This window comes from Sporanaerobium hydrogeniformans, from assembly GCF_002735925.1.
In the GTDB taxonomy this organism is placed as follows: domain Bacteria; phylum Bacillota; class Clostridia; order Lachnospirales; family Cellulosilyticaceae; genus Sporanaerobium; species Sporanaerobium hydrogeniformans.
Genome location: NZ_PEDL01000002.1, coordinates 135,615 through 161,658, shown reverse-complemented (window position 1 = coordinate 161,658; position 26,044 = coordinate 135,615). Strand labels below are relative to the sequence as shown.

28 protein-coding genes and 2 tRNA genes are annotated in these 26,044 nt (G+C 34.0%); 5 read left to right on the top strand and 25 right to left on the bottom strand.

All coding sequences use genetic code 11. From position 1 onward, the window contains the following. Window positions 1-5 precede the first annotated feature (5 nt). The 4 genes from CS063_RS03660 to CS063_RS03645 form a co-directional block, all read right to left on the bottom strand. Complete coding sequence (locus CS063_RS03660) at window positions 6-152, bottom strand: cyclic lactone autoinducer peptide (protein WP_099448329.1); 147 nt, start codon at window positions 150-152, stop codon at window positions 6-8. After that, window positions 124-738, bottom strand: a complete 615-nt coding sequence (locus CS063_RS03655; RefSeq protein ID WP_099448328.1) for an accessory gene regulator B family protein — start codon at window positions 736-738, stop codon at window positions 124-126. Before CS063_RS03655 ends, CS063_RS03660 begins: the two co-directional genes overlap by 29 nt. A gap of 87 nt (window positions 739-825) precedes the next feature. Further along, the gene (locus CS063_RS03650; RefSeq protein ID WP_099448327.1) at window positions 826-2,145 is read right to left on the bottom strand and encodes a sensor histidine kinase; all 1,320 of its coding nucleotides are present in this window, start codon (window positions 2,143-2,145) and stop codon (window positions 826-828) included. An 8-nt stretch (window positions 2,146-2,153) separates the two neighbouring features. Next, window positions 2,154-2,867 carry a LytR/AlgR family response regulator transcription factor gene (locus CS063_RS03645; protein WP_099448326.1) on the bottom strand — a complete coding sequence of 238 codons (714 nt, stop codon included), beginning with the start codon at window positions 2,865-2,867 and terminating at the stop codon, window positions 2,154-2,156. 190 nt (window positions 2,868-3,057) lie between these two features. Here CS063_RS03645 and CS063_RS03640 point away from each other — a divergent pair. Further along, window positions 3,058-3,130, top strand: a tRNA-Thr gene (locus CS063_RS03640). An 85-nt stretch (window positions 3,131-3,215) separates the two neighbouring features. Here CS063_RS03640 and CS063_RS03635 read toward each other — a convergent pair. From CS063_RS03635 to CS063_RS03620, 4 genes are all read right to left on the bottom strand, one after another. Further along, complete coding sequence (locus CS063_RS03635; protein ID WP_308415428.1) at window positions 3,216-4,304, bottom strand: polysaccharide deacetylase family protein; 1,089 nt, start codon at window positions 4,302-4,304, stop codon at window positions 3,216-3,218. A gap of 109 nt (window positions 4,305-4,413) precedes the next feature. Then, window positions 4,414-5,496, bottom strand: coding sequence for a ComEC/Rec2 family competence protein (locus CS063_RS03630; RefSeq protein WP_099448324.1), 1,083 nt, complete (start codon window positions 5,494-5,496; stop codon window positions 4,414-4,416). 44 nt (window positions 5,497-5,540) lie between these two features. Then, entirely contained in the window at window positions 5,541-6,248 is a 708-nt protein-coding gene (locus tag CS063_RS03625) for a TraX family protein (RefSeq protein ID WP_099448323.1), read from the bottom strand. A gap of 84 nt (window positions 6,249-6,332) precedes the next feature. Continuing rightward, the gene (locus tag CS063_RS03620) at window positions 6,333-6,647 is read right to left on the bottom strand and encodes a hypothetical protein (RefSeq protein ID WP_099448322.1); all 315 of its coding nucleotides are present in this window, start codon (window positions 6,645-6,647) and stop codon (window positions 6,333-6,335) included. A gap of 155 nt (window positions 6,648-6,802) precedes the next feature. Between CS063_RS03620 and CS063_RS03615 the strand changes: the two genes are divergently transcribed. Further along, entirely contained in the window at window positions 6,803-7,219 is a 417-nt protein-coding gene (locus CS063_RS03615; RefSeq protein WP_099448321.1) for a transcriptional regulator PerR, read from the top strand. A gap of 78 nt (window positions 7,220-7,297) precedes the next feature. Here the strand turns inward: CS063_RS03615 and CS063_RS03610 are convergent, their stop codons facing one another. From CS063_RS03610 to CS063_RS17570, 8 genes are all read right to left on the bottom strand, one after another. Next, a complete protein-coding gene (locus CS063_RS03610; protein WP_099448550.1) occupies window positions 7,298-8,458 on the bottom strand; it encodes an aminotransferase class I/II-fold pyridoxal phosphate-dependent enzyme in 1,161 nt (386 codons plus the stop codon). 2 nt (window positions 8,459-8,460) lie between these two features. Further along, a complete protein-coding gene (locus CS063_RS03605; RefSeq protein ID WP_099448320.1) occupies window positions 8,461-8,946 on the bottom strand; it encodes an Lrp/AsnC family transcriptional regulator in 486 nt (161 codons plus the stop codon). 249 nt (window positions 8,947-9,195) lie between these two features. Further along, window positions 9,196-9,552, bottom strand: coding sequence for a stage V sporulation protein AE (spoVAE, locus tag CS063_RS03600; RefSeq protein ID WP_099448549.1), 357 nt, complete (start codon window positions 9,550-9,552; stop codon window positions 9,196-9,198). 23 nt (window positions 9,553-9,575) lie between these two features. Next, a complete protein-coding gene (gene spoVAD / locus CS063_RS03595; RefSeq protein ID WP_099448319.1) occupies window positions 9,576-10,583 on the bottom strand; it encodes a stage V sporulation protein AD in 1,008 nt (335 codons plus the stop codon). 11 nt (window positions 10,584-10,594) lie between these two features. Continuing rightward, entirely contained in the window at window positions 10,595-11,038 is a 444-nt protein-coding gene (gene spoVAC, locus CS063_RS03590; RefSeq protein ID WP_308415417.1) for a stage V sporulation protein AC, read from the bottom strand. A 13-nt stretch (window positions 11,039-11,051) separates the two neighbouring features. Further along, complete coding sequence (locus CS063_RS03585; protein WP_099448318.1) at window positions 11,052-11,489, bottom strand: stage V sporulation protein AB; 438 nt, start codon at window positions 11,487-11,489, stop codon at window positions 11,052-11,054. Further along, window positions 11,489-12,118, bottom strand: a complete 630-nt coding sequence (locus CS063_RS03580) for a stage V sporulation protein AA (protein WP_099448317.1) — start codon at window positions 12,116-12,118, stop codon at window positions 11,489-11,491. The genes CS063_RS03585 and CS063_RS03580 overlap by 1 nt, the downstream gene beginning before the upstream one ends. Next, entirely contained in the window at window positions 12,111-12,260 is a 150-nt protein-coding gene (locus CS063_RS17570) for a hypothetical protein (RefSeq protein WP_180270664.1), read from the bottom strand. Before CS063_RS17570 ends, CS063_RS03580 begins: the two co-directional genes overlap by 8 nt. 199 nt (window positions 12,261-12,459) lie before the next feature. Between CS063_RS17570 and CS063_RS03575 the strand changes: the two genes are divergently transcribed. Beyond that, window positions 12,460-12,990, top strand: coding sequence for a DUF6143 family protein (locus tag CS063_RS03575; RefSeq protein WP_099448316.1), 531 nt, complete (start codon window positions 12,460-12,462; stop codon window positions 12,988-12,990). Window positions 12,991-13,045: 55 nt separating this feature from the next. On the opposite strand, the gene hemZ is transcribed toward CS063_RS03575, so the two are convergent. The 6 genes from hemZ to recJ all read right to left on the bottom strand — a co-directional run bounded on the left by hemZ (window position 13,046) and on the right by recJ (window position 21,147). Continuing rightward, on the bottom strand, window positions 13,046-14,485 hold the full coding sequence (hemZ, locus tag CS063_RS03570) for a coproporphyrinogen dehydrogenase HemZ (protein WP_099448315.1): 1,440 nt from the start codon (window positions 14,483-14,485) through the stop codon (window positions 13,046-13,048). 24 nt (window positions 14,486-14,509) lie between these two features. Further along, window positions 14,510-15,145 (bottom strand): MBL fold metallo-hydrolase, encoded by a 636-nt coding sequence (locus CS063_RS03565; protein WP_099448314.1) that lies wholly within the window; start codon window positions 15,143-15,145, stop codon window positions 14,510-14,512. 151 nt (window positions 15,146-15,296) lie between these two features. Then, a complete protein-coding gene (dtd, locus tag CS063_RS03560) occupies window positions 15,297-15,746 on the bottom strand; it encodes a D-aminoacyl-tRNA deacylase (protein ID WP_099448313.1) in 450 nt (149 codons plus the stop codon). Between the two features lie 29 nt (window positions 15,747-15,775). Continuing rightward, on the bottom strand, window positions 15,776-18,004 hold the full coding sequence (locus tag CS063_RS03555) for a RelA/SpoT family protein (protein ID WP_099448312.1): 2,229 nt from the start codon (window positions 18,002-18,004) through the stop codon (window positions 15,776-15,778). A gap of 266 nt (window positions 18,005-18,270) precedes the next feature. After that, window positions 18,271-18,783: an adenine phosphoribosyltransferase gene (locus CS063_RS03550; protein WP_099448311.1), complete on the bottom strand. Its 513-nt coding sequence runs from the start codon at window positions 18,781-18,783 to the stop codon at window positions 18,271-18,273. Between the two features lie 12 nt (window positions 18,784-18,795). Further along, window positions 18,796-21,147 carry a single-stranded-DNA-specific exonuclease RecJ gene (gene recJ / locus CS063_RS03545; RefSeq protein WP_180270663.1) on the bottom strand — a complete coding sequence of 784 codons (2,352 nt, stop codon included), beginning with the start codon at window positions 21,145-21,147 and terminating at the stop codon, window positions 18,796-18,798. Window positions 21,148-21,300: 153 nt separating this feature from the next. Here recJ and CS063_RS03540 point away from each other — a divergent pair, with 153 nt between their 5' ends. Next, window positions 21,301-21,672 (top strand): CvfD/Ygs/GSP13 family RNA-binding post-transcriptional regulator, encoded by a 372-nt coding sequence (locus tag CS063_RS03540; RefSeq protein ID WP_099448309.1) that lies wholly within the window; start codon window positions 21,301-21,303, stop codon window positions 21,670-21,672. A 33-nt stretch (window positions 21,673-21,705) separates the two neighbouring features. Here CS063_RS03540 and CS063_RS03535 read toward each other — a convergent pair whose 3' ends face one another. Next, complete coding sequence (locus tag CS063_RS03535) at window positions 21,706-22,464, bottom strand: tRNA threonylcarbamoyladenosine dehydratase (RefSeq protein WP_099448308.1); 759 nt, start codon at window positions 22,462-22,464, stop codon at window positions 21,706-21,708. A gap of 374 nt (window positions 22,465-22,838) precedes the next feature. Between CS063_RS03535 and CS063_RS03530 the strand changes: the two genes are divergently transcribed. Then, window positions 22,839-22,911: transfer RNA gene (locus CS063_RS03530), tRNA-Lys, on the top strand. 135 nt (window positions 22,912-23,046) lie between these two features. Here the strand turns inward: CS063_RS03530 and CS063_RS03525 are convergent. After that, entirely contained in the window at window positions 23,047-24,294 is a 1,248-nt protein-coding gene (locus tag CS063_RS03525; RefSeq protein WP_099448307.1) for an HlyC/CorC family transporter, read from the bottom strand. 441 nt (window positions 24,295-24,735) lie between these two features. Then, window positions 24,736-26,013, bottom strand: a complete 1,278-nt coding sequence (locus CS063_RS03520; protein ID WP_099448306.1) for a methyl-accepting chemotaxis protein — start codon at window positions 26,011-26,013, stop codon at window positions 24,736-24,738. Between the last annotated feature and the right edge of the window lie 31 nt (window positions 26,014-26,044).

Sequence of the window (26,044 nt, the reverse complement as noted above, 5' to 3'; positions counted from 1 at the left end):
TCTTATTATTTTAATCCTTTAGCTCGCTTTAACTTCTCTGGCATTTGAGGCTCATAAGACCACCAAAAGGATTTAGAACCACTTGCCCCTTCTACTGCTTTATCTGCCATCTTTACAACACCTTTAAGAACTTTTTCTTTCCATGTATTCATCTAAATACCTCCTCTGTAAAAGTTCTATCACCATTAAAAGAGTGATAAAAAATAAAGTGTAGGCAATAGCAAAGTAATATACACCATAAGCTTCGCTATTACTTAAAATAAAAAGTCCTGCAAGCCCTGCATTAAAACTAATGAGTAAACGTACTTTCCTTTTACGTTTTTTCATTTCCTCTAATGTCTTAGGATTTTTAAAGCTATTAATAGAACCTACATAGCCTAATACCACTAAAGCTATTATCAAAAAGACAAGACTCGCCCCCAGTTTTAAAGCAACCTGCAATCTCATGCTTAGAACAATACCTACTAAACATCCTAAACTCGTCACCAGAAAACACCGATTATAGCTGTTGGCATGATAACCTCCAGAGTATCCGCGCACCGTTACCATGATGAGCATAAACAACAAGGTGAATGCTAGCTGATTAAAGATGATTCCTAGGAAAATAAGGAATAGTGTTGTTACTAAACCTGTAAGAAGGAGTTCTATGCCATAGATATAAACTTCTCGATCTTCTTCAGAAATCAAACGATTTCTTACTAAAATAAAAGAAAAATCTTCACTTATCATTTTTAGCATACCTCTCACCTCTTGAAAGTATTCTACATTATATTTTTACTCTTATGTGAAAATATGTACGAATGGTATGTTTTTATGTACGAATGGTTAAACATTTACAACTTTTAGCATCATAGAAAGATTAAAGTATTTATTTTCACAAGTATATTTTAAATACCCCTCATATTTTTCTACAACAGATTTCATACTGAGCATACCTATCCCATGTCTATTTTTATCTTCTTTAGAAGTTTTAAGATTTTTTACATTAACTTCCTCAGCTACTGCATTCCTCACTTGAATCATTAAGTAATCTTTATACGGTTTAATTTGTAAATAAATACTTCTGTCTTTTTCTTCCTCAATCTTTAAACTAGCTTCAATGGCATTATCTAATGCATTACTTAGTAAAGCGCATAAATCCACAGCTTCAATAGGTATTTTTTCATCTAAGCTTCCTTCTACCTGAAATGCAATGCCTTGTTTATGGGCTAATTGATATTTTTGATTCACCACTGCTTCTGCAATTTCATTTCCTAGTCGAATAAGCATTTTATTTTCATTCGTTGATACTAGCATATTTTGTATATACTTTCGTGCCTTTTCTATATTATTCATTTGCAGAAGCATATCAATACAACTAAGATGGTTATTAAAATCATGATGCATTTTACGTGCTTCTTTTTGATACTCTTCATTTTCTTTCACAGCACGCGTCAACATCTGATTCTGATACTCAACTAATTCATATTCCTTACTTTTAATAAAATAATCACATACTTCTTCAAAAGAAAAAAATACTACAATATTACAAATAAAAATGCTTAATGCAATAATAACTAAACTGAAATTCTCTTCTACATTTTTAGAAGCACACATAATAATTTCACTAATAACAAGCAAACTGATTATACCTGTTATAAATATAAAAAAAATTAATCGCCAAATATTTTGTGGAATAAGGGAAACTTTTTTCCCTTTAGGTCTATAAACACTTTTTATAAGAATAAACAAAACAAGCTTTGTTAAAATACATACAACTATACGATATGCCGTATCTTGCATTAAAACTTCCTTGTAATCTACCTTTAAAAAAATGGTAGTTAATTGAAATACAGTAATATCGATAATGGCTACGGAAAGTAAAAAGAGTACAGAATAAATAAACTTAATTTTCAATCCACCTTCATATAATAAATGACTGAAAATAATGTATACTAGAATAACTACTACAACTTTTAAAGAAAAAGCAGCTATACTATTAAATTTTAAATTTACTATTGCTATAAGAATAATTCCTAACCAATCCCAATAATTTGGTATTTTCTTTTTGTGGCTTAAAAAATTTTCTAAGAATACATTAAATAGATAAACTTCCATCAAAGTAATGGCTATTTCAAATAAACTCCAAATATACTCATTCCCCATCTTATCCCCTACCTTGCATAATTTGTAAATGCTTCAAATACTTCATTATATTTATGTCGGCTAATAGAAAGTCTTTGATTATTGTCTAACACAATGTACAACTTATTAATTGCCTTTATATGTCTTACATTCACCATACTACTCCTATGAATACACACAAAACCCTTGTTATTAAATTGTTCAATAACCTCCTTAAATACCATAGATACCGAATAGTAATGTGCATTTAAAGTATACACCTCTAAGCGACGGTTAAAGTAATAAAAATACATAATCTCCCCAATAGGTAGACGTATAGTCCCTTCTTGTGATTTAAAGGTAAATAAATCTTGATTTTCATTAAAGTAATTTATAGCACCTTCCAGACATTCCTTTAATTCCATACCTACAGTTTTTTTTCTTATAAACCGAAAAGGATAAACTCTAAATGTTTCATAGACTCTTTCCTCTATCCCTGATAAAAAAACAAGGAGTACCTTTTGATTTTGCTCTCTAATTTTTTGTGCAACTTGGAGACCATCTATACTTGGCATATCTATATCTAAAAAAATAAGATCCAGCTGAAATTTCTCCTTTCTTAAATCTTGCAATAATGCTTCTCCCTTTTCATAAGTAAATATTTCAGCCGAATGATTAATAGCTTTTAAATATTCCTTTATAAGCCTTTGTGTCTCATTTAAAAAAATACTACAATCATCACACATTCCTATTCGAAGCATCATCTACAGCCTCCCTTATGATACATATAAACTCATTATATTACATTTTTCCTAATATAATCCAGTATTTTGTGACATTATTTTAATTTTTTAAAATGTTTATATTATTTATTCTTGTTTTTACTTATTAGGACATGTTGACAAATGTCTGGCTCCATGCTATCATAATAAAGCATTAGAAAGTTAAGTATTTGCTGGCATAGCACAGTCGGTAGTGCGCAACATTGGTAGTGTTGAGGTCACGGGTTCGATTCCCGTTGCTAGCTGAACTAAAAGAGGCATAATCTCTTAAGAGATTATGCCTCTTTTAATTTTATTTCCTGTTGATTAAACTTCTTTTTCTTACTAACACTAATTCATTTTTACTGGAACAAGATCGGGTGTAATAGCATCTGATGTGTATTGATTTTCTTCCATCCATCTTAAAAATAATTTCATCGTTTGTATAACTTGTTTGATGTCATGGAAAAGAACAACCTTTGGTTCATGTTGGGTAGTTTTAATCATTTTAATGGTTGCGTAAAAAGTTCGCTCTGCATTACGGTAAGCCCAATCTCTTGAATCAATATTCCAATCCCAAATACGATAATCATGGCTGCAAAGAGCCATATATTGATTTTTAGTTAAATAGGGTGAACTTCCATACGGTGTCCTTACAATGCACGTCTTAAAACCTACAATACTCTCTAAAGTTTGATTTGCTTTTTCCATTTCTTTAAGGGGACCATTATTACCACAGTAAAAGATATCTTTTTCATGGCTGACGCCATGTAATCCTACACCATGCCCTTCTTCCACAATTCGTTTGACGATTGCTTCATTTTGTTTCATCTCTGCATCTAACATAAAAAATGTTGCTTTCATATTATATTCTTTCAATAAATCCAATAATTCTGCTGTATAAGGACTCGGTCCATCATCAAAAGTTAAGTACATAACTTTTTTGGGTATTTCCTTCTTGTGGGATGTTTCTTCTTGCTTTTTCTGATTTAAACTCAAATCTGGTACTTGCTTTAAAAGTTTTCCATCTATCATTGAAATAATGGGTCCTTTGGGCTCAAAGTTAATTTGATAACCTAAATATTCCCCTACAAGGCGCAAGGGTAGAAGGATGTCTGCTCGTTTATTAATAATAGCGTGACTCTGCGGTGTAACCCCATCTAAGGTTAGCGTATTCTGATTTAAATCTAAAAGTATTTGCTTTTCATTTTTTGTAAGCTTCACTTGTTGCAGATCTTCTTCCCATTCAATCTGCATCTGCAAGGCTGGCTTTAAAAAACGAAAGGAAATATAAGCTGTTCCATCAATTACTTCTACTTGTCCTTTCTCCCTTGAAATAGGCTCATTATCTATCTCTAACGTTATAAATGGGGTACTACTATAGGTTAATGTTTGACTTAAAACTAAACTCATTAAAATCACTATGCTAAACACCCTCATATGTTTCACTTGATCATCCCCTAAAGTTATTCTTTGTTCTTTTTATTATAAGCAAATTTTAAGTTCTCATACTTTATTTAAAACAAAAAAAGCGCATAATGCGCTGTTTTTAAAAACAAATTTGACATGCCTTTCGTTTTCCTACTTCTTTAATAGTTGCCTCTATAGGTGCTTTCATATTGGAACAGGTTGGTGTACTATGATATTTTTTGCTGGTTGAAGTAAAATATACCTTTCCTAAGGCTTCATTTTTTATAGTGGATTCGATTGGTGTAGGAGTCTCATTCATTTGTCCCTCTACTACACTCTGATTAGTTGAACCATTTAAATAACTATGTGGTTCTTGCAAAGCCTTTATCCCTTTACCTGTGGATTCAAAAACTAATGTACCACCTTCATCGGTACGATAAACAGGAATATTAAGTGTTTTAAGATGTTCCATTATTTCTTTATGAGGATGTCCATATTTATTACCACTCCCTACTGTTAAAACAGCTTTTTGAGGGGTAACTTGCTTTAAAAAAGCTAAACTACTTGAAGAAGAAGACCCATGATGCCCTAATTTGATCAAATCTACCGGTCCACACTCTAAATTCTTTTCAACTTCTGTCCCTGCATCCCCCATAAACAACATCTTATCTTTACCATAAGTATATAAAAGTACAATAGAGCGCTCATTAGGATCTTTTACATCTGCTGCACTTAATACTTTAAATTCCCCTTTACCAAAAGAAAATGTACTGCCTACAAGAGGAACACTGGGTGAAAGTCCTTTATCTATCAGTGCAGATATAAAATCTCTATAGGTTTTTGTATCCGCATCTCCATTACTTACTAATACACGTTCCACTTTTATATTCCTTACAACTCCATCCAACCCTCCAATGTGATCTGCATCAGGATGTGTTGCTATCACATAATTTAACTTTTCTATACCCTGAGCTTTTATATAATTAGGCACAAACTCTTCATCATCATTATCTCCTCCATCAATTAGTACACCTATCTTACCATCTTGTATAAGAATGGCATCTGAATTGCCTGTATCTATAAAATGAAGCTTGATAGTTTCTTGAATAGAAGGTGTAGTGATTTCTTTATTTGAATGACACCCTCCTAAGAAACTAATAAGAAGAATGAATACTCCTAGTATTGGTAGTGTATAAAAAGTTGTCTTTTTTTTTGTCCTCATGCTGTCCTAACTCCTTTATTTTCTAACATTGCATTTTAAAATTCTTATCTTTGAAGTTGCTTAATAAAGGCAAATAGAAGCATATGCATAGGATACACGCTATATAACCATTTATTAGCTGATTTAAAGTACGTATCTTCTACAAATAAAACAAGTAAAAAGCCTAAGACTCCACCACCTAATTGCATAGCAACAAGAAAACTTCCTCCTGTTGCAAAAAGCATTAACGTAGCTCCAAAAATGAGTACCAAAGTTAAAAGGATGTTTTTTTGGCATACATATCCTTCATAAAAAGCTACAACAAGTAAAATACCATAAGCTCCATAGTCACATTGGAATAGTTCCACAAAACCCACTAAAAGCATAATACTTATCAAATAACCACTGCTTTTTAAAAAATTTTCCTGTATCTTCCTCTTAGTATGCCAGAATGTCTTTAATCCTTTATAGCTACTTAACACTCCGAGTGCTGCCCAAAAGGTAAACCCTATATTAAATTTCCAAAAACTTTCTTGCGTCTGATAGACAGCTACGTTCATCAAACCATAAGGAATCTGTGATATAAAAGCAAACAAAAGAATTCTTTCCTTATATTTTTTTAAACTTCGCGTTTTTTGAAAACCCCTAGCAAGTCCATAGGCAAAAAGTGGCATTGAAAGCCTTCCAATCATCCGAAAGCCAATAACTTCTGGGAAGAAAACCATTCCAAAGTGATCAACAAGCATCAAGCATAGAGCAATTAACTTTAACATCTGTTTCTCCTTTATCTTTTTTCAATAAAAAAGCTATACCTTATCAGTATAGCATATTTTACCTTTTTCGTCCTAAATGCCTTTTTAAAGACGTTTTTTTATATAATTAAGAGTTTTTTTAAGCTGCTTATTTCCTTCAAAACTATCTAGCGCTCCCTTAGATGTAATAATTTCCATTAATTCGTTTCTAACTCTCTCATCTACATAATCTAAGTCTACTTGTATATCCCCTAATACAATATATAAAATTACCCGTTCATCTTGCTCTAGCATGTCTTCATATTGTGCTAAAATCTGAGTAGTGGCATCTTCAATGCTACACCCAGCTTCCATATAGCTATCCCACTCCTCCTCTATATATTCCAAAAACTCAAATTCTATACTACCTAACTCAACCATTTAAACTCCCCCTCATTTGCTTTATTTACCCTATATGTATTAATTAGTATTCAGAAATATAACAATAAATAAAAAATTAGTTACCCATTGCTTTTTGTTCCTTTCTATATTATAATTTAAATTATCTAAGAATAATTATCATCTGGAGGTGATTTATGTTAGAATTAACACAAATTCTCAAAGAGCATAAACTTAAAGTCACACCTCAACGTCTTTGTATCTTTAAAATTTTATGTGAAACCACTGAACATCCTACTGCAGAAGCCATTTATAATTCTTTAAAAAATGAATTTCCTACAATGAGTTTAGCAACTGTCTATAAAACTTTAGACACACTTGTTCAGCATGGACTTATTCAACAACTTAATGTTGGTGAAGATAGTTTTAGATACGATGCCACTGTCCTTTCACACCCTCATGTGAAATGCGTGAAGTGTGGCCAGGTCATGGATATTCATAATATGCAAACAATAAAAGGACTTCGTGAAGAAGTAAAAGCTCTCACGCATTTTGATTTAATGCATGAGCAGCTCTATTTCTTCGGCACTTGTCCTACTTGTCAAAAGAATTAATTTAAAAGGGATTGGAACATCTACTATGGTAGTTCCAATCCCTTTTATGCATTTAGCTTATCTTATAAACCTCTTTCTTTACTTAAAGCGCTCTATAAACTTCTCAATACGTTCTAAAGCTTCCTTTAGCTCCGCTATAGAATAAGCGTAGGAACATCTTACAAAACCTTCTCCTGAATCACCAAAGGCTGTTCCTGGCACTACTGCTACTTTTTGGTCTAAAAGAAGTTTTTCGCAAAATGTTTCACTTGTTAACCCTGTCATCTGAATAGAAGGAAATACATAAAAAGCTCCTTCAGGTTCAAAGCAAGATAACCCCATTTTTCTAAAGTTTTCTACCATAAAGCGTCGTCTTTGATTATATGCATCACGCATCATCACAATATCTTCATCTCCATTACGCATTGCCTCAATCGCTGCATATTGACTAGTAGTAGGCGCACACATAATGGTAAACTGATGCATTTTAGTCATCATTTGAATAATCGGAGCAGGTCCTAAAGCATAGCCCAATCGCCAACCTGTCATGGCATAAGCTTTAGAAAAACCACTTAGTAAAATCGTACGTTCATACATATTCCCAATACTTGCAATGGATACGTGCTCTTTACCATATGTAAGCTCAGCATAAATTTCATCTGAAATAACTAAGATATCTTTATCCTTTAATACTTCTACAATTTTCTCTAAGTCTTCTTTTTCCATAATAGCTCCTGTTGGATTATTAGGATAGGGAAGAACTAATGCTTTCGTACGAGGCGTAATAGCCTTTTCTAATTCCTCTGGCAAAAGCTTAAAGTTATCTTCTTCACGAGTTGGAATCGCTACTGGTACACCCCCTGCAAAAATAACACATGGTCTGTAAGAAACAAAACAAGGCTCTGGTATAAGCACTTCATCTCCTCTTTCAAGAATTGTTCGAAGAGCAATATCAATCCCTTCACTTCCACCTACTGTAACAAGTGCTTGCTTAGTGGGTGAATATTCAAGATTAAATCTCCTTTCCATATAACGACATATTTCTTGACGAAGTTCCAATAAACCTGCATTAGCACTATAGATCGTTTTCCCTTTTTCTAAAGAATAGATCCCTTCTTCACGGATATGCCAAGGTGTATCAAAGTCTGGCTCTCCTACTCCTAATGAAATGGCATCACCCATCTCATTGGCAATGTCAAAAAATTTACGAATTCCTGAAGGTGGTACTTCTCTTACATGTTTAGCTATCATATTTTCTATTATCATGGTGAAACAATCATCCTTTCATCCTTTTTGCTTTCCTCAAAGATAACGCCATGGTCTTTGTACTTTTTAAGTACGAAATGAGTTCCTGTACTAAGTACAGATTCAAGAGGTGCCAATTTCTGACCCACAAATAGGGCCACTTCCTTTAAGCTTTTCCCTTCGATAATTACAGTAAAATCAAATCCTCCTGACATTAAGTAAACAGCCTTTACTTCTTTGAACTTATAAATTCGTTCTGCTACACGGTCGAAACCTTCTCCACGTTGAGGAGTTACTTTTACTTCAATAAGAGCTGTTACCATATCCTTGCGGTCTGTTTTATCCCAGTTAATAAGGGTATTATACCCACAAATAATTTGGTCTTTTTCCATTTCCGCGACTGCTTTTTCTACTGCTTCTATTTCTAATCCTAACATAGTGGCTATGTCACTGGCCGTATATTTACTATTTTGTTGAAGTAACTTTAAAATTTCATTTTTCATACTATCCACTCCTTTTTACGATATAACTCTTATTATAAAGAACATTACTTTATTACGCTAGTAAATTTTATTAATAACTTAATATTTCATCTATTTCTACTCACTTATGTAAAAAATTGCTTAAATTGTCCTTTTTATTTTAGGAAATTGTATCCTTCTCATTTTAAAAGACTTATAAGCAATTTTTTTTATACATTCATCTATTTACTTAAATGTTTCCTAAAAACCTAATCCATTAAAATCTATTTTTTAAGATTTGCTTTTAGGATTAGAAAACATAGCTGCTAAATATCCAAAAACAATGGCTGCTGTGATACCTGCAGCTGTAGCTTTAATTCCACCTGTAAAAGCTCCCATAATCCCACTTGCTGCTACTTCATCCATTGCACCCTTGGCTAATGCATACCCAAAGCCAGAAATAGGAACTGTTGCTCCTGCTCCCGCAAACTCTACAAGTGGTTGATATAGGCCTATAGCTGTAAGTACTGCTCCAGCAATAAGAAAGGTCACCATAATAACACCATTTGTTAGCTTGACTCGATCTAACAAAATTTGTCCAACCACACAAATCAGCCCACCTACTACAAAAGCTTTCATATATTCCATTAACATTTCCATCTTGCTTCCTCCTATTTCATAACAATACTTACGGCGTGTGCAATACCTGGTATTGTATTTCCCTGAAAACCACTAGTTGGGCTCATAAGAGCTCCTGTAGGAACTAGCAAAATCCTTTTTAGCTTGCCCTCCAAAAGTTGTTTATACAAATATCCTGTAAAAACAGATGCACTACACCCACACCCACTCCCTCCGCTATGGGTATCTTGCTTTTCATTATCAAAAATCATTTTTCCACAATCATTTAAAATTCCCTTTAAATCATACCCTAATTTATGCGCTAGGGTTATTGCAATATCTACTCCACAATTTCCTAAGTCTCCCGTAATAATGGCATCAAAATCACAAGGACGCCTTCCTGTATCTTCTAAATGTGTCACAATTGTATCAATTGCAGCAGGTGCCATAGCTGCACCCATATTAAAAGTATCCGAAATGCCTAGGTCTACAATCTTACCTGGTGTAATAGCTTCAACCTGTGGCCCCTTTCCACCATGTGTTACTAAAACATACCCACTACCTGTAACAGTCCATTGTTGAGTAAGTGTCCGTTGGCCTGCATATTCTAGAGGATAACGGAATTGCTTTTCTGCTGCACAATAATGACTACTTGTTCCTGCAATAACTGTCTGTGCCATACCTCCACCTATTGCCATACTTGCTAGACATAAGGACTCTCCCATTGTTGAACACGCACCGTAAAGCCCAAAATAAGGAATATTAAAGCTACTTACGCCAAAGGTACTAGCTACAATCTGATTTTCCAGGTCCCCTGCAAAAATGAATTCAATATCTGTTGGATTTTTCCCCGAACGGGTAAGTAATCCTTGAATAGTGTTTTCAATCAGTTTACTTTCTGCTTTTTCCCATGTATCTTGCCCCAAAAGCTCATCTTCATAGGAGTGATCAAAATAAGTACTTAAAGGTCCTGCTGCTTCCTTAGGTCCTACACTAGAGTAAGCGCAACTTATCACTGGAGGATTTTTAAATACTATTGTTTGTTTGCCTACGCGTCCCATAAAATTGCCTCCTATACAAAGTAATAAATAATGCCTACAACAACACTGGCAATGGTTCCAAATACAATAACAGGACCTGCTATAGAAAAGAGTTTTGCCCCTAAACCATAAATATAACCTTCTTTTTTATATTCCATTGCAGAGCTTACCATGGAATTTGCAAAGCCCGTAATAGGAATGAGTGCCCCTGCTCCTCCGAATTTCCCTATATTATCATAGACATTAAAAGCTGTACAAACCATACTTGCTAAGATCAGTGTAATCGTAGAGAGCATACTTGACTCATCAAAAGATAGCCCCCAGTACATATAGAGATAGACTAATCCTTGTCCCAAGGTGCAGATAATACCACCTACTAAAAAGGCCTTCATGGAATTTGCCCATACTTTATTTTTAGGCGAATGGGCATCTACAATTTGCTGATACTCATTCTTAAACTGCTTCATATTTGCCATGTTTTTTACTCCTTTATATGATTTCTAAAAAGATAGGATAAAAATAATAACATAAGGAACCTACAAGTTTACCTAAAGCTATCGCAAATACAACAAAATAAATACCCTTTTTAAGTTGTATAATCCGATTAGTAATAGGAAATACATCTAAAACTTCTGCAAGTGCAATAATAAGAACACCTAAAAAAATACCATACCCAAAAGCCAAAATACTTATTATCATCTTTCCAAGAGGTACATAAGGTTCCCAGATTGCAAAAATACTTCCAAGTACTGCTCCTATCATAATAGCTGTTTCGTAATAAAACATATAGTGTTTTGTCCCTGTACGATGTGCCATGATAGGTACAATTCCAATAATTGAAATAAATGCTACAACTCCTCCCGAAATAAAGAGACCTGTTCCAAAACCTAATAGGATGCGAAGTATAAGTATAAAGCCTTCTTTCATTAAGGCTCCCCCCTCTTCTTATCTGTTAAACTGTCTATCACACTTTCTTCAACCTGTTTCTCATATTGATTCATCTCTACTTGCATTGGACTTGGATCATCTGAAAGCTTTTTTCTTCCTATATGATTAAAGAAAACAATAACTCCACAAGCAATGCCGAAGGAATAAGGAACAGTGATATATATTGGATTTTTTACTTCTTCTCCTGTAAACATACGGTTTAAAATAATAAAGGTTTCTGGTAAAGATGTATCTGTATTATAAGTCATAATCGCCACAGTTGCTCCTACAAATACAATAAGGCTAACCACACTTACCTTAAGCCATTCTAACAGAGGTTTTTGCTCTGTTACCTTAGGTGAATAGTCAATCATTGTATCCATTTCCCCAACACTTTGCAATATAATCTGTGGGTACTTAGCAGTAATAACTGCAATTATTTGAATGATAGATAGTACATAGTGCCCCTTTTTATCAACTTTGGGTATATTAAAAACAGATAAATTTTCTAATACCACTCTTAATTGAGGTGCTGCATAAATCTCTGATATATCCTTCATATATACTTGTTTTTTAGCCTCTAAGGTTACTTTTCTATAAAGGCGTATATAAGCTATTTCATTAGACATAACTTACATTCACTTCCCTTATCACAAATAAACCATTTTTGTAATGTTCTCCTACTTCATATCCCTTATATTTGTACGTTGTGATTAAACCTCCTACTAGTAACGCAAGTACAAAAACAAAGCCAAAAAGTATTTTTTTCATGTCCTGCTCTCCCCTTTATTTCTTTATTCTTTTTTAGTTTTACCTAATGCAACTAAATTATTCTTCAAACTATTTTTTGACTTTTATTATATTTCTGCTTAAAAATTTCTAATATCTAAGTTGTCACCACTTGTCTATTCTTTTAATATAATAAACTATTCATACTTATTTAAATCCTTTTAAGGAATGGGTGATTTTTATGAAATGTTGTTCTCCTAGTATAAAACAAGAAGTTTCTCTTCCCTATCCCCTCTATCAATCTGAAAAAGGAAACTATTTTATTGGCCAAACACCTCTTTTAACTGGACTTGTTCATGAACGTGCTTTAGTTACTCTTAAAAACCCCTGTAATTCCCATGTAAATATTTATCTAAATGCTATAACTGTTACTAATATTTCATCATCTCCTGTATCTGCCGAAATCTACCTTCATACTCCTTTTGTAAATAGTAAAAAAAGTCATTTAGTAAGCTGTACTAACACAGCTATCACGCCTACTCCAAAAGGCGAAATCCACTATGTAACAACTACATCACAGCCACCTACTTCTGGCATCCCTATTTTTAGTCGCATTGTGCCTTCCCTTACTACTCTTGTCATTGATGGCAGCCAAATTATTATTGCCCCCCACCAAGTACTTACTATCTATCTAGGTGGCTACCTTCCTCTTAAAACAGATAGCGCTATTGTTGCCTTAGGTTGGTGGGAAGAAGAAGGACTTTTCTCTTAATAACTATAAGAAAGCACCTTAATGGTCTTCATAAACCATCAAGGTGCTTTCTTACTTATTCTTTATCACAAAATCGCATGAAACCTTCTCGTTTTCTCTCAATCATTTCATCTATTCGTTCAATATAGTCTTCTAAATTTTTGACATTTGGCACACGATCTAAACGTTCACCCTTTTGATAGACTAATTTACTAATTGCACCGGCACCCAAAGCAATAATACTTTGCTTTTCTTCCATGATTTCAATATTATAAATACATTCTGTACCAGGCTTTGCATAACCTACATTTTCAAAATTACCAAGCATGTTTTTTTGACGATACATATAGTATGGCCTAAGTCCTATGTGATACATTTCTTTTTCACATAAGTTAAGCATTTTCTCTATTGTTTCAGTAGAAGTTAATACATAGTCCTCTTGTTCTTCTCTAAGACGTGATGCACGCTTAATAGCCATGGTGTGTATTGTAATATTTTCTGGATCAAGCTTCTTAAGCTCTTCTAAGGTATGCTTTACCTCCTCTATCCCTTCACCTGGTAAGCCTATAATCATATCCATGTTGATTGTATTATGCCCAAGTGCTCTGGCTTCTGCAAACACCTGTTTAATAGCTTCTACACTATGCTTTCTTCCTATAATATCTAATGTTTTTTGATTCATCGTTTGAGGATTAATAGAAATACGATTTACACCATATAACTTCATAATCTTCAATTTTTCTTTAGTAATAGTATCTGGTCTACCAGCTTCTATTGTATATTCTTCTAATTCACTAAGATTGAGACGGTTTGCTATATGACTAAGAAGCTTTTGGAGCTGAGAAGCTGTCAAGCTAGTAGGTGTTCCCCCACCTATATAAAGTGAGCGGATGCGATTAGTTTTTTTAGCTTCTGCTACAAAATCAATTTCCTTGCAAAGCGCCTCTAAATACCTATCTACAAGTCCTCCTTTTTTTTCTAAAGAAAAGGCTGTAAAGGAACAATAGACGCAACGTGTCGGACAAAAAGGAATACCTATATATAAACTCATCTCATCTTTTTGATTACTTTCAAGGATTGCTACTTCATGTCTTGCTACCTCTACAAGGAGCTTGGCTTTAGCTGGATTTAAATAATATTCCGCCTCAAAAAGACGCCTAATATTTTGGTCACTTCTACCTTCATGAATATATTCATGGGCAATCTTAGTGGGACGAATCCCTGTTAATATTCCCCAAGGCATTTGCTTCCCCGTAAGGTCTACTAACACATCATAGATTGCTTTCTTAAGGGCCTGCTTAGTATTTTTATGATCTCCATCTGTCTTGCCCGTTTCAATAAAAACATGTTCTTTGCTTATAAGACATGTATCCTCTTTATACAAACGGCCTATAACTTTACAAGGAGTATAGATAGCTTCTAATTTATACTCTTCTTTCACATAAGGCTCATACAAATTAATAATATTTTGAAGCTCATAGCTGATACTATGATCTATACATTTTAAATGAATCATTACTCTACTCCTTCAAGGGGAAGTTTAGTCAAAATTAAAAAAAGGATTGGTTTCTTTTTCCTTACCAATAGTTGTTGTATCACCATGACCTGGATAAACTACTGTGTTTTCTGGCAAAGTAAAAAGCTGGGCGCGGATGGCACTCATTAAGCGCTGCATATTGCCTCCTGGTAAATCACTACGACCAATAGCTCCCGCAAATAAAATATCTCCCACAAAAGCTACCCCTTCCTCTTCACAGTAAAAAGCAATCCCATCTAAAGTATGCCCTGGTGCATGAATCACACGAAGAGTCATTTTATCATTTGCCTCTAGCCTAATAAAATCACCATGCTTAACATAACTATCTGCCTCACAGATAAAATGTTCCCCTAAAGCTCCTGACATATTCCAGGCAGGGTCACTTAAATAAGCTTTTCCCTCTTCATGACATACGATTGGACAATGTAATTCTTGCTTTAAAAAGTCTGCTGCCCCCATATGATCAAAATGACCGTGGGTTAAAAGAATTTTTTCAATCACCCAACCTTTTTCCTTAATATAGTCTAAAAGACGTTTTCCTTCCGCCCCAGGATCTATAACAAAACCATGTTTTGTTTTTTCATCTATAAAGAAATATGTATGCTCTTGGAGCATACCTACTGTCACTCTTTGTATCATAATGACCTCCTAATAAACATATTTTATTTGCACTGCCTATTATAGACCTCCTCCTAAAAGATGTAAAGATAAGGTCTTTTTAAACAAATAAAAAGAGTAGTTGTGCCAGAAAAATTTGCACATACTCTACTCCTTCATCTTACCTTTAACTCTAAAATAATTTATCACTATCTATCACTAGAGTAATGGGACCATCATTCACGAGGCTCACCTGCATATTGGCTTGAAAAACACCTTGCTCAAAATTAATACCTGTCTGAGTTAACTTTTCAATAAAGCAATCATATTTTTTTCTTGCCTCTTGTACACTTCCTGAAGCAATAAAGCTTGGACGCATTCCCTTGATAACACTCCCATAAACAGTAAAATTAGGTACAATTAAAAGCTGTCCACCTACTTCACTAAAGGATAGATTCATCTTGCCCTCTGTATCTTCAAAAACCCTCAGTCCAATCAGTTTATTAATGAGATAATCTATATCCTTTTCTGTATCTTCGGCTCTTACTGCAACAAGGGCTAAAAGACCTTTTTGAATCTTCCCTACAACTTGATTTTCAATAGCTACAGAAGCCTCACTTACTCTTTGTACAACTGCTCGCATAACTTCTCCTCTTTGTTTTCATATGAGCTCTATGAAGAAACACGTATAATTTCTTCCACATCTTTTACTTGTTCTAGCTTACGTGTTAATTCTTCTAATTGATAAATGTTTGTAATTTCAATTTTTACATTAAATACCGCATGACTTTTAGTTGTTTTTGCATTAAAAGATTTAACAGGTAATTTCATATCCGTCAAAATCTTAGAAATATCTACAATAATACCTAAGCGATCAAAGCAAGTGATTTGAATTTCTGTTACATAGGTACGTTTTACAATCTCTTGTTCCATCCAGGTTGCTTCAATCAAACGATCCTTTTCATCATCTGGTAAATGCTGCATATTAACACAGTCCTTACGATGAATAGATACACCACGTCCTCTTGTTATATACCCTACAATATCATCACCAGGAAGTGGTCCACAACACTTAGAAAAACGTACTGCAATATCACCTACGCCTTTTACCACGATACCGCTAGAGTGTTTCTTTACCTTATGAGGTGTGGTTATATTTTCAGGTGTATTATGAGCTTGTAATATCTGCTCAGGTGTTACCAGTTCTTTCTTCACTTTAAGGGTTTCATCAATTAATTTTTGAATAATTTGACGTTCTTTCATGCTTCCATAACCAATAGCTGCGTAAATCGAGTTCCAATCCTTCATGCCATAGCGTTTATAAATCGCCTCTACTACTGCACTATCTGTTAAATAGGATAAGTTATAACCTCTTTGCTTCGCTGCTATTTCAAGAAGTTCCTTCCCCTTTAGGATATCCTCTTCTTTAAATTGTTTACGGAACCATTGATTAATCTTTGTACGTGCCTGAGTACTCTTAACAATATTAAGCCAGTCTCGACTAGGGCCTTTCGCCCCTTGGGAAGTAAGAATTTCTATACGATCTCCATTTTTAATAACATAATCAAAAGTTACAATTTTGCCATTTACTTTTGCACCTATCATCTTATTGCCTACACCGCTATGGATGCTATAAGCAAAATCAATAGGCGTAGAACCTTTAGGAAGTGTTAAAAGTTCTCCCTTAGGTGTAAAGACATATACTTGGTCACCATATACATCTAAGTCACCTTTAAGAGCCGACATAAACTCCCTATTGTCACTCATATCCCTTTGCCATTCTAGAATTTGTCTTAGCCAAGTTAACTTTTCTTCTGATTGGTCACGTATCGTTCCATCAATTTTACCTTCTTTATACTTCCAGTGAGCTGCAATCCCATACTCTGCTGTACGATGCATCTCTTCCGTACGAATTTGGAGTTCAAAGGGTGTCCCTTCAGATCCCATTAGTGTTGTATGCAAGGATTGGTACATATTCGTCTTTGGCATAGCAATATAGTCCTTAAAACGACCTGGAATCGGCGTATAAAGTTCATGTACAATTCCTAAAACACCATAGCAATCCTTTACACTTTTCACAATAGCACGCAGAGCAAAAAGATCATAAATCTGGTCAAGCGTCTTATTTTTATTGACTATCTTTTTATAAATACTAAAAAAATGTTTAGGACGACCTTCGATGACAGCATCAATACCCGCCTCCTCTACTTTTTCTTTGATTTGGGCTACAATCTGTTCAATGTACTGGGTGCGTTCTACCCTTTTCTTAGCTATCTTATGGGCAAGATCATAGTAAACTTCTGGTTCAATATAGCGAAGTGATAAATCCTCAAGATCTGCTTTGATTTTACAAATTCCCAAACGATGGGCAATAGGTGCATAAATACTGAGAGTTTCTTCTGCTTTCTCCCGTTGCTTTCCTGATGGCATATATTTAAGTGTTTGCATATTATGCAGCCTATCTGCTAGCTTAATAAGTACGACCCGAATATCTTGTGCCATTGCCAAAAACATCTTACGGTAATTTTCCGCTTGTATCTCTTCTTTTTGAAGCTGTCTATTCTGAGAAGAAAACTGGATTTTACCTAATTTTGTTACGCCATCTACAAGTAAAGCAACTTCTTTATTAAAGAGTTGCTCAATATCTTCTAACGTGTAGTCTGTATCCTCTACAACATCGTGCAAAAGGCCTGCCACAATGGATTCAATATCCAGTTCTAAATCTGCAAGAATACATGCTACCTCCAAAGGATGGATAATATAAGGCTCACCTGATTTCCTAAATTGCCCTTCATGGGCCTTTTTTGCTATCTGATAAGCCTTTTCTACCATCATCAAGTTATCTGAAGGGTGATAGGAACGTATTCTTTTTATTAGTTTGTCATAAATTTCATCCGACATCGTTTACCCCCTTGTGTAGTCCACTCTTGCTCCTCTAACTTCATACTTACTTTATAAGTTATCTTATATTATAGACCAAATCCTTATTAAAATTCAATGCTATTATACATAATCTTATTATATGCGCTCTTTTTTCACATTTTTTTAACCTAAAGTTTCTTTTTTATCTTTAACTTTCATAAAATTAAACCAACTTTTAATGAAGCACAAAAAACCTTAGGCTAAAAACCTAAGGTTCACTTAATAAACAAAAATAATTTTCGATACTAGTAGTGCAATAAAGATTCTACTTCATATCCTTCAAGTACAGATCGGCCATTTAAACTGTCAAGTTCAATCACAAATACAATTTTAGCCACCTCTCCACCTACTTTTTCAATAAGGTTAACCATTGCACGAGTTGTTCCACCTGTTGCTAAAAGATCATCTACAATAACTACCTTTTGGCCAGGCTTAATCGCATCAATATGCATTTCAATTGTGGAAGTGCCATACTCTAATGCATAGGTTTCAGAAATATGCTCATAAGGTAATTTCCCTGGTTTACGAACAGGTACAAAACCTTTTCCTAATTTGTAAGCTGTCGGCACTCCAAATATAAAACCTCTTGATTCAGGTCCTACCACAAGGTCAAACTCTACCCCCTCTAATTTTTCTGCAATTTGATCAATAGAAGCTCTTAAACCTTCTCTGTCTTGAAGAAGAGGTGTAATATCTTTAAATAGGATGCCTTCTGTTGGAAAATCTTTTACATCACGAATGAGAGAATATAAATTCATCACAATTCCTCCTTAGAAATGAGTTTCTTTAAGTTGTAAAATGGTACTCGAAAATTTGTGCATCGTTCGATAGAGAGTAGAATGTTCTAAATTAGTTTTTGCTGTAGAAATAACTTGATAGTCTATCTTTTCATTTTTTATTTCATATACTAATAAACCAAGTTCTTTAAAAATCATTAAAATATGAAATAATTTATATTCTGTCATGTTGCTCGCCTGCAGACTAGTGATAAGTTTATGACAAACAATAGTACCTGAACTATTGTTTTTAAGAACTCTATAAACTGCTAGGCAATCTTCACGACTTGGAATCATCTTAACTAATTGCTTTTTATGAAAAACTAAATGCGGATTACATACTTCATAGCTATCTAATTGAGACTTAAAGTCCCATTCATAATCCACACTTCCACTCACTCTTTTTAGTGGGTTGACACAAATAAGTATTACTGCATTTTTTGAACAGACTTCATTATAACATACTTTAAAATCGAAGTTAACAGCTTTTCCTTTATTTCTAAGTTTTTTATAAACCTCTAATAAGCCTTCTTCTGTATAGACATGCACAACTCCTTTATTTTCTAAAGTTAACGAAGACTGCTTGAAAAAAATAGTGTTTTTTTCCAGTGGTGCAGGTCTCTCTAGATAATTCATTAAAGAACGATAATAAAAACTTCTGAGTCTCTCCTCTTCAGGTGATTGAATATCCTTGATTCGTAATTGTATACTTACTCGATTATTCCATGTGTTTTTAAGAATCTCACAAGCAACTAATATTTCTTCTCCTTCACTTAGATAATCGACAAGTTCACCTTTATCAAAACCGATACCCGAAAAAAGTTGCTCACCTACTCGTAAAGTCAGACGTAAATGTCTTTCATTTTGTCCTATTTTTTGAGCATATTGTACCTTTCCTCTTACACAAAAGATAGGAGAGGGATTTGCTGCTCCAAAAGGTTCTAACTGCTCAATTTCTTCACATGCATGAAGATTAATTGTTTTCTCATCTAGTGTTAAATCAATATTTAAAGTAGGAATCAGCAGCTCCTCATCAATAAATTGTTCACTATAAGCCTCTAGTTTCTGTTTAAAAGCTTCTAATCGCCCGACCTCTAGCGAAAGTCCTGCTGCCATTTCATGTCCACCAAAACGAAGAAGCTCTTCTTTTGCACTATTAACAGCCTCAAAAATATTAAAACCCTCTATACTTCTAGCTGAACCAGAAAGAATTCCTTCTTCTTCTGTTAAAACAATAGTAGGACGATAATATTTCGTCATTAATTTAGATGCCACTATACCTATAACACCATGATGCCAGCCTTTTCCTACTACAATAATAAACTTCTCTTTATCAGCATGAATATATTGCGCCATGTATTCTTCAGCTTGTAAAAGGATTTCTGCTTCCATTTCTTGACGTCTACGATTTTCTTCATCTAAGGTTTTCGCTAATATCTGAGCTCTTTCTTTATCAGTAGTGGTTAATAGTTCTACCCCTATTTTAGCATCACTTAATCTTCCTGCTGCATTAATCCTTGGACCAATTTGATAAGCAACCTTATTAGAAGTCATTTTCTCTTCTTTGTTTCCATCCCCTACTAGTGTTAAAAGTGCCTCTAAACCAACATGCGTTGTTCCTTGCATTTGCTTAAAACCCAAAGAAGTAATAATACGATTTTCTCCTACTAAAGGCACTACATCAGCTACTGTCCCTAATGCAACAATATCTATGTATTTCCAGGCTAACTCTTCTCTTTCAATTTTCATGCCTAAAGCTTGAATAAGCTTAAAGGTTACTCCTACACCTGCTAAGGCATCAAAAGGATAGTTACTATCTTTTCTTTTAGGATTAATAATACAATAGGCGTCTGGCAGAACCTCTTGACATTCATGATGGTCTGTAATGATTAGATCCATTCCTATCGATTTAGCAAAATCTGCTTCCCTATTAGCAGCAATACCTGTATCAACAGTAATAACTAGCTGGGCATAAGTATTAATCTTTGCCAAGGCTTCTTTATTTAAACCATATCCTTCCACCTGACGGTTTGGGATATAATAGGAAACCTTATAACCTATTTCCTTTAAAAATAAATATAAAATAGAAGTGCTTGTGATGCCATCTACATCATAATCACCATATACAACAACTTGCTCTTTTTTTTCTTTGGCATGTATCAGCCTTTCTACAGCCTTTTCCATGTCCTTTAAAAGATAAGGGGAATATAAGCTTTCTTTGGTAGGAGCTAAAAAGTTGGCAATCTCCTCCTTATCTTGTAATCCTCTTCTATAGAGAATCTCTTCAACTAATGACCCTTTTGGGTCTGATATTTTATATTGCCATTTATAACGACTTGGTAGCATACATTCCACCTCCTTCATTCTGCTTTCACGTCAACCTTCATTATAGCATATTTTTTATTTCTATTATTAATGAATTATTTTTCAAATTACTATACATGTTAGGAAAAACTATGGTATACTATAGGCGTTATCTATTATAATAGGAGTGTTGTCATGTCGGAAAAATTTCAAGTAGGCCAAATCATTGAAGGGACTGTAACAGGCATCAAACCATTCGGAGCATTTATTTCACTGGATGGCACAACTCAAGGTCTTGTTCATATCTCACACATTACTCAAGGTTATCTAAGCAATATTAATGATGCTATTAAAGTGGGGGATCAGGTAAAAGTAAAAATCTTATCTATTGACAGTGAGAAAGGTAAAATTTCTCTTTCTATTAAAGAAGCCAATAGAGAAAATAGACCGACTTCAAAGCCACAAAAAAAAGAAAGCCCACAAGAAAGTTTTGAAAATCTAATGAAAGATTTCCTAAAACTCTCTAATGACCGTCAAACTGATCTTAATAAACGTTTAAATCGATAGTTTAAAAGGCACCTTGCGTAGGGTGCCTTTTTATTATTTAGTGGTATAACCAATAAGATCCTTAATGACTTCACCTGCAATAATAAGTCCCGCTACAGATGGTACAAAAGAGATAGAACCTGGTGTCTGCCTTTTCTCAACCTTAGCTACACCTTTACCTTCACAACTACAATTTTCTGGACAGCTTCCTTCTAAATGTAAAGGCTTAAGAGGCTGTTCGGTAGAGTAAACTACCTTTAACTTTTTTATGCCTCTTTTTTTTAATTCACTACGCATTACTTTAGCCAATGGACACATACTTGTTTTATAAATATCCGTTACCTTTAAGACTGTAGGATCTAGTTTATTAGCTGCTCCCATAGCGCTTATAATAGGCACGCCTAGTGCTTTACAACGTTCTACTAAATGCAATTTAGAAGATACCATATCAATAGCATCTACAACATAATCATATTCTGCCTTTAACTGCTCCTCAGCTGTTTCAGGCGTATAAAATGCCTTGAAGATTGTCACCTCACACGCTGGGTTAATCACTTTTATACGTTCTTTCATTAACTCAACTTTTGCCTTACCAATGGTTTCATAGGTTGCATGAAGCTGACGATTAATGTTTGTTAGACAAACCTCATCATAATCAATTAAAACCAATTTCCCTATACCACTTCGCGCTAATGCTTCAACGGTATAAGAACCTACACCCCCTACACCAAATATGGCTATTGTACTTTTCTTTAGTTTTTCTAAAGCTTCTGTACCAATTAACATTTCTGTTCGTGAAAAAGCATGTAACATAATAAACTCCTTTATCTGTGTTTATAACCTTAGTATTTATCTTTAAGCCTTATTCTAAACCATTTTTTAAAAGCTTTCTTTTCTATCTTACAGGAAGCCTACCTAAGCCGCAATCCTTCCTTTACAAAAAAATGAAATAAACATATTTTCTACATGTGTTTTTTCTATAATAAACACATGAAGAAGACATAATATTCTTCTTTTCTCCCCATTTTATATATTATATTGCAAGAAAAAAGACTACTCTCCCCAGTGGTCTTTTTTCTTGTTTCCTTTAAAAATTTGTAGAAATACATTTTATTTAGTTGACAAAAAGCAATTCTGTGTTATAATATTTTTTGTGAAAAAGAATTATTTTCCTTTATTTAGTAAATGGGTCATTAGCTTAGTTGGTAGAGCATCAGACTCTTAATCTGAGGGTCCTGGGTTCGAGTCCCAGATGGCTCACTTTAAAAATAAGGTATAGGTTTTTATATTTAAAACCTATACCTTATTTTTATATTTCTTACTAAATTCTTCTCCTTATACCTAGTTTCTAAAAATACTACAGGTTCAAAGTAATTTGTTACTTGAGCCTGTAGTTTACTCTTCATTTTCAGGGTATACAGTAATACTTACCTCCAGCACCCGTCTCTCTTCCATTTTCAAAACAACTACCTTAAGATTTTTGTACTGAAAGCTATCACCTTCTTCAGGTATAGCTGAAAATTCATTAAATACCCACCCATTTATAGACATAGCATCCATTTCTTCATCCCTATTAAGCTCTCTAAACACCTTCTCTACATTGGCAGAACCTAATACTTTATATTCATTTTCAGAAACTTGAATGATTTCACTTACTACCTCATCATGTTCATCCCAAATTTCTCCCACTAATTCTTCAATAATATCCTCTAATGTTACAATCCCCTTTGTTCCCCCATATTCATCCACAATGATAGCAATGTGGGACTGTTTTTGTTGTAAAAGCTTCATAAGATGAGAAATCTTAATAGTTGGTGCAACAAAAATAGGTGGTGCAATAATACTATCTAATACTTCATTTAAGTCAACTACTTTATTATAAAAATCTTTCTCATTAATAATGCCTATAATATTATCAATATCCCCTCTATAGACAGGCAATCTCGAATAACCACTTTCCATAAAAGCTTTTTTTACTTCTTCTCGTGTGGCTGTTTCTTCTACGGCTACTACATCTACTCTAGGTGTAAATACGTCAACTGCATCTAAATCATTAAACTCAATAGCGCTTCTAATAAGCTCGCCTTCTTCTTTATTAATGCCACCATCACTTTGTGCCTCTTCTACCAAAGTAAGTATTTCTTCCTCAGTAATCCCTCTATCCTCTTTGGAGTTAAGCAACTTATTTATAAGCTTTTTAAGTCCTTTAAATAAAAAGTTTAGAGGAGTAAGGAGGTAGCAAATCACATTCAAAATAGGTGCAGATAAAATCGCAAAGCGCTCTGGCATATCTTTTGCAATACTTTTAGGACAAATCTCACCAAAAATAAGAACTACAACGGTTGTAATAATGGTGGATAAAGTAACAGCTGCATCCCCCCAAGTCTTCGTAAAAAATACTGTTGCAATAGAGGCTGAAGCAATATTTACAATATTATTTCCAATCAAAATACTAGAAAGTACTTGATCATAATCTTCTGAAAGCTTTAATGCAAGAGCTGCACGCTTATTACCTTTGCCAGCCATGTTCTTAAGCCTAATTCTATTTAAAGATGAAAAAGCTGTTTCTGTTGCCGAAAAATATGCAGACATTAAAATTAATATACTTAATAATCCCAACGTTCCTATATCACTACTACTCATATATTTATCCCTTCTTAATACATCCTATACTATTATATATACCCTATTTTTATATTCTCTATCTATACTTTATACACAAAACGCTCTTTCTCCCCCTCTCTTAATATCCTAAAAATAAGCAAAAAAACATAACCTACATTTTTAGCATCTTAATTTATATGCACATGAAGGCTATGTTCATTCTCTCTTTTTATATTCTATTTTCATTTTTTTATATGTATCTAAAGTTACGCAAAATAAGGCTCTGTAGCTACAGAAACATTCCGCCTCGTCACCTTCATCGCTAGATTCCATAAATTGAATACTCTCCTTTTTAACTCATTTATTTAAATTAAAATCTATTTTACACTAAGAACGGTTGCCTGTCAATTCATCCTTCTTTATGAACAATCCGATAAGAATAAAAAAGCATACTTCAGACTGAAGATGCTTTTTCTATTCTTATCGCTTATACTTAGCTAATTTTTTATCAATAGTTAGAACTTGCTCATTGAGCTCATTGGCAGAGGTCTTTAATTCTTCCATAACTGTCATTTGAGTTTGAGCTGTACTTGCTACTTCTTCTGTATAAGCTGCTGTGGTTTGTGTAACAGCTGAAATAGCTTCTATAGCAGAAACAACTCCTTCTTTATCATGATTAACTTTTGTAATAGAGACTGCTGCTGTATCAATTTTTTCAATGATAAACTGAATACCTGTAGTAATTTCTTTAAATGCTGTATCTGTTTGAGCAACAGCCCTTTCTTCTTCTTCTGTCGCACGATTCACCAGTTGCATTACACGAGTTGCTTCATCTGCTTCTGCATAAATGCCTTCCACAAGATTCTTAATTTCATCTGTAGATTGTCTACTTTGGTCTGCTAATGTTCGAATTTCTTCTGCCACTACTCCAAAGCCCCTTCCCGCTTCTCCTGCACGAGCAGCTTCTATTGCTGCATTTAGAGCAAGAAGATTCGTTTGAGAAGCGATATTCTCAATAGAGTCTACGAAAGTCGCAATATGCTTAAGTTTTTCATTTAAATTTTTAATAGCTACAGAAATACTTTCTATGGAATCAGCTGTTTCACCTGTTTTATTACGAAGGACAGAGAGAGACTGACTTCCTTCATCACTTAAAACTGTAATTCTTTGAGTGGCTTCTAACATGCTTTTACAGCTTTTATTAGTGCTTTCAATCTCTGTTGATAAAGCTTCCATCATAGCTTGGCAACTTTGACTTTGTGAAGCTTGCTTAGTTGCACCTACTGCAATGTCTTGTAAGGTGTCACATATCGCTTCCATAGCTGTTACTGTTTCATCTGCTACCTTATGCACCTTTTTACTAGAACCAACAATAGATTGCATCATATAAAAGGTTGAATCAATAAGTCCCTTAAACTCACCTAAAACTTCACCTAAAACTTCCGTTAAAGCCGCAAATGCCTTATTCGATTTATATTGCTCTAATTCCTCTAGGAGTGTAAAATCCCCCTCTTTAATACGTGCTACTTCTCTTCCATATTTTTTTATTAATTTCTTAATAGGCAAAGCAATAATCATTCCACTTATAATCATAATAATGGTTACTAATACTGTAAGCAGAATACTTCTTACCCAGTTATGTACAATAGCTTCAGTAATCAATAAAAAGATGATAACTGGGACTATTAAAATCCCTACTACTAAAGATTTTAAACGCTCTTTTAAGCTTTTTTTGTCTGAAGATACATTATCCATCATCTCGCCTCTTTCTTCTTTTAAAATGACTTTG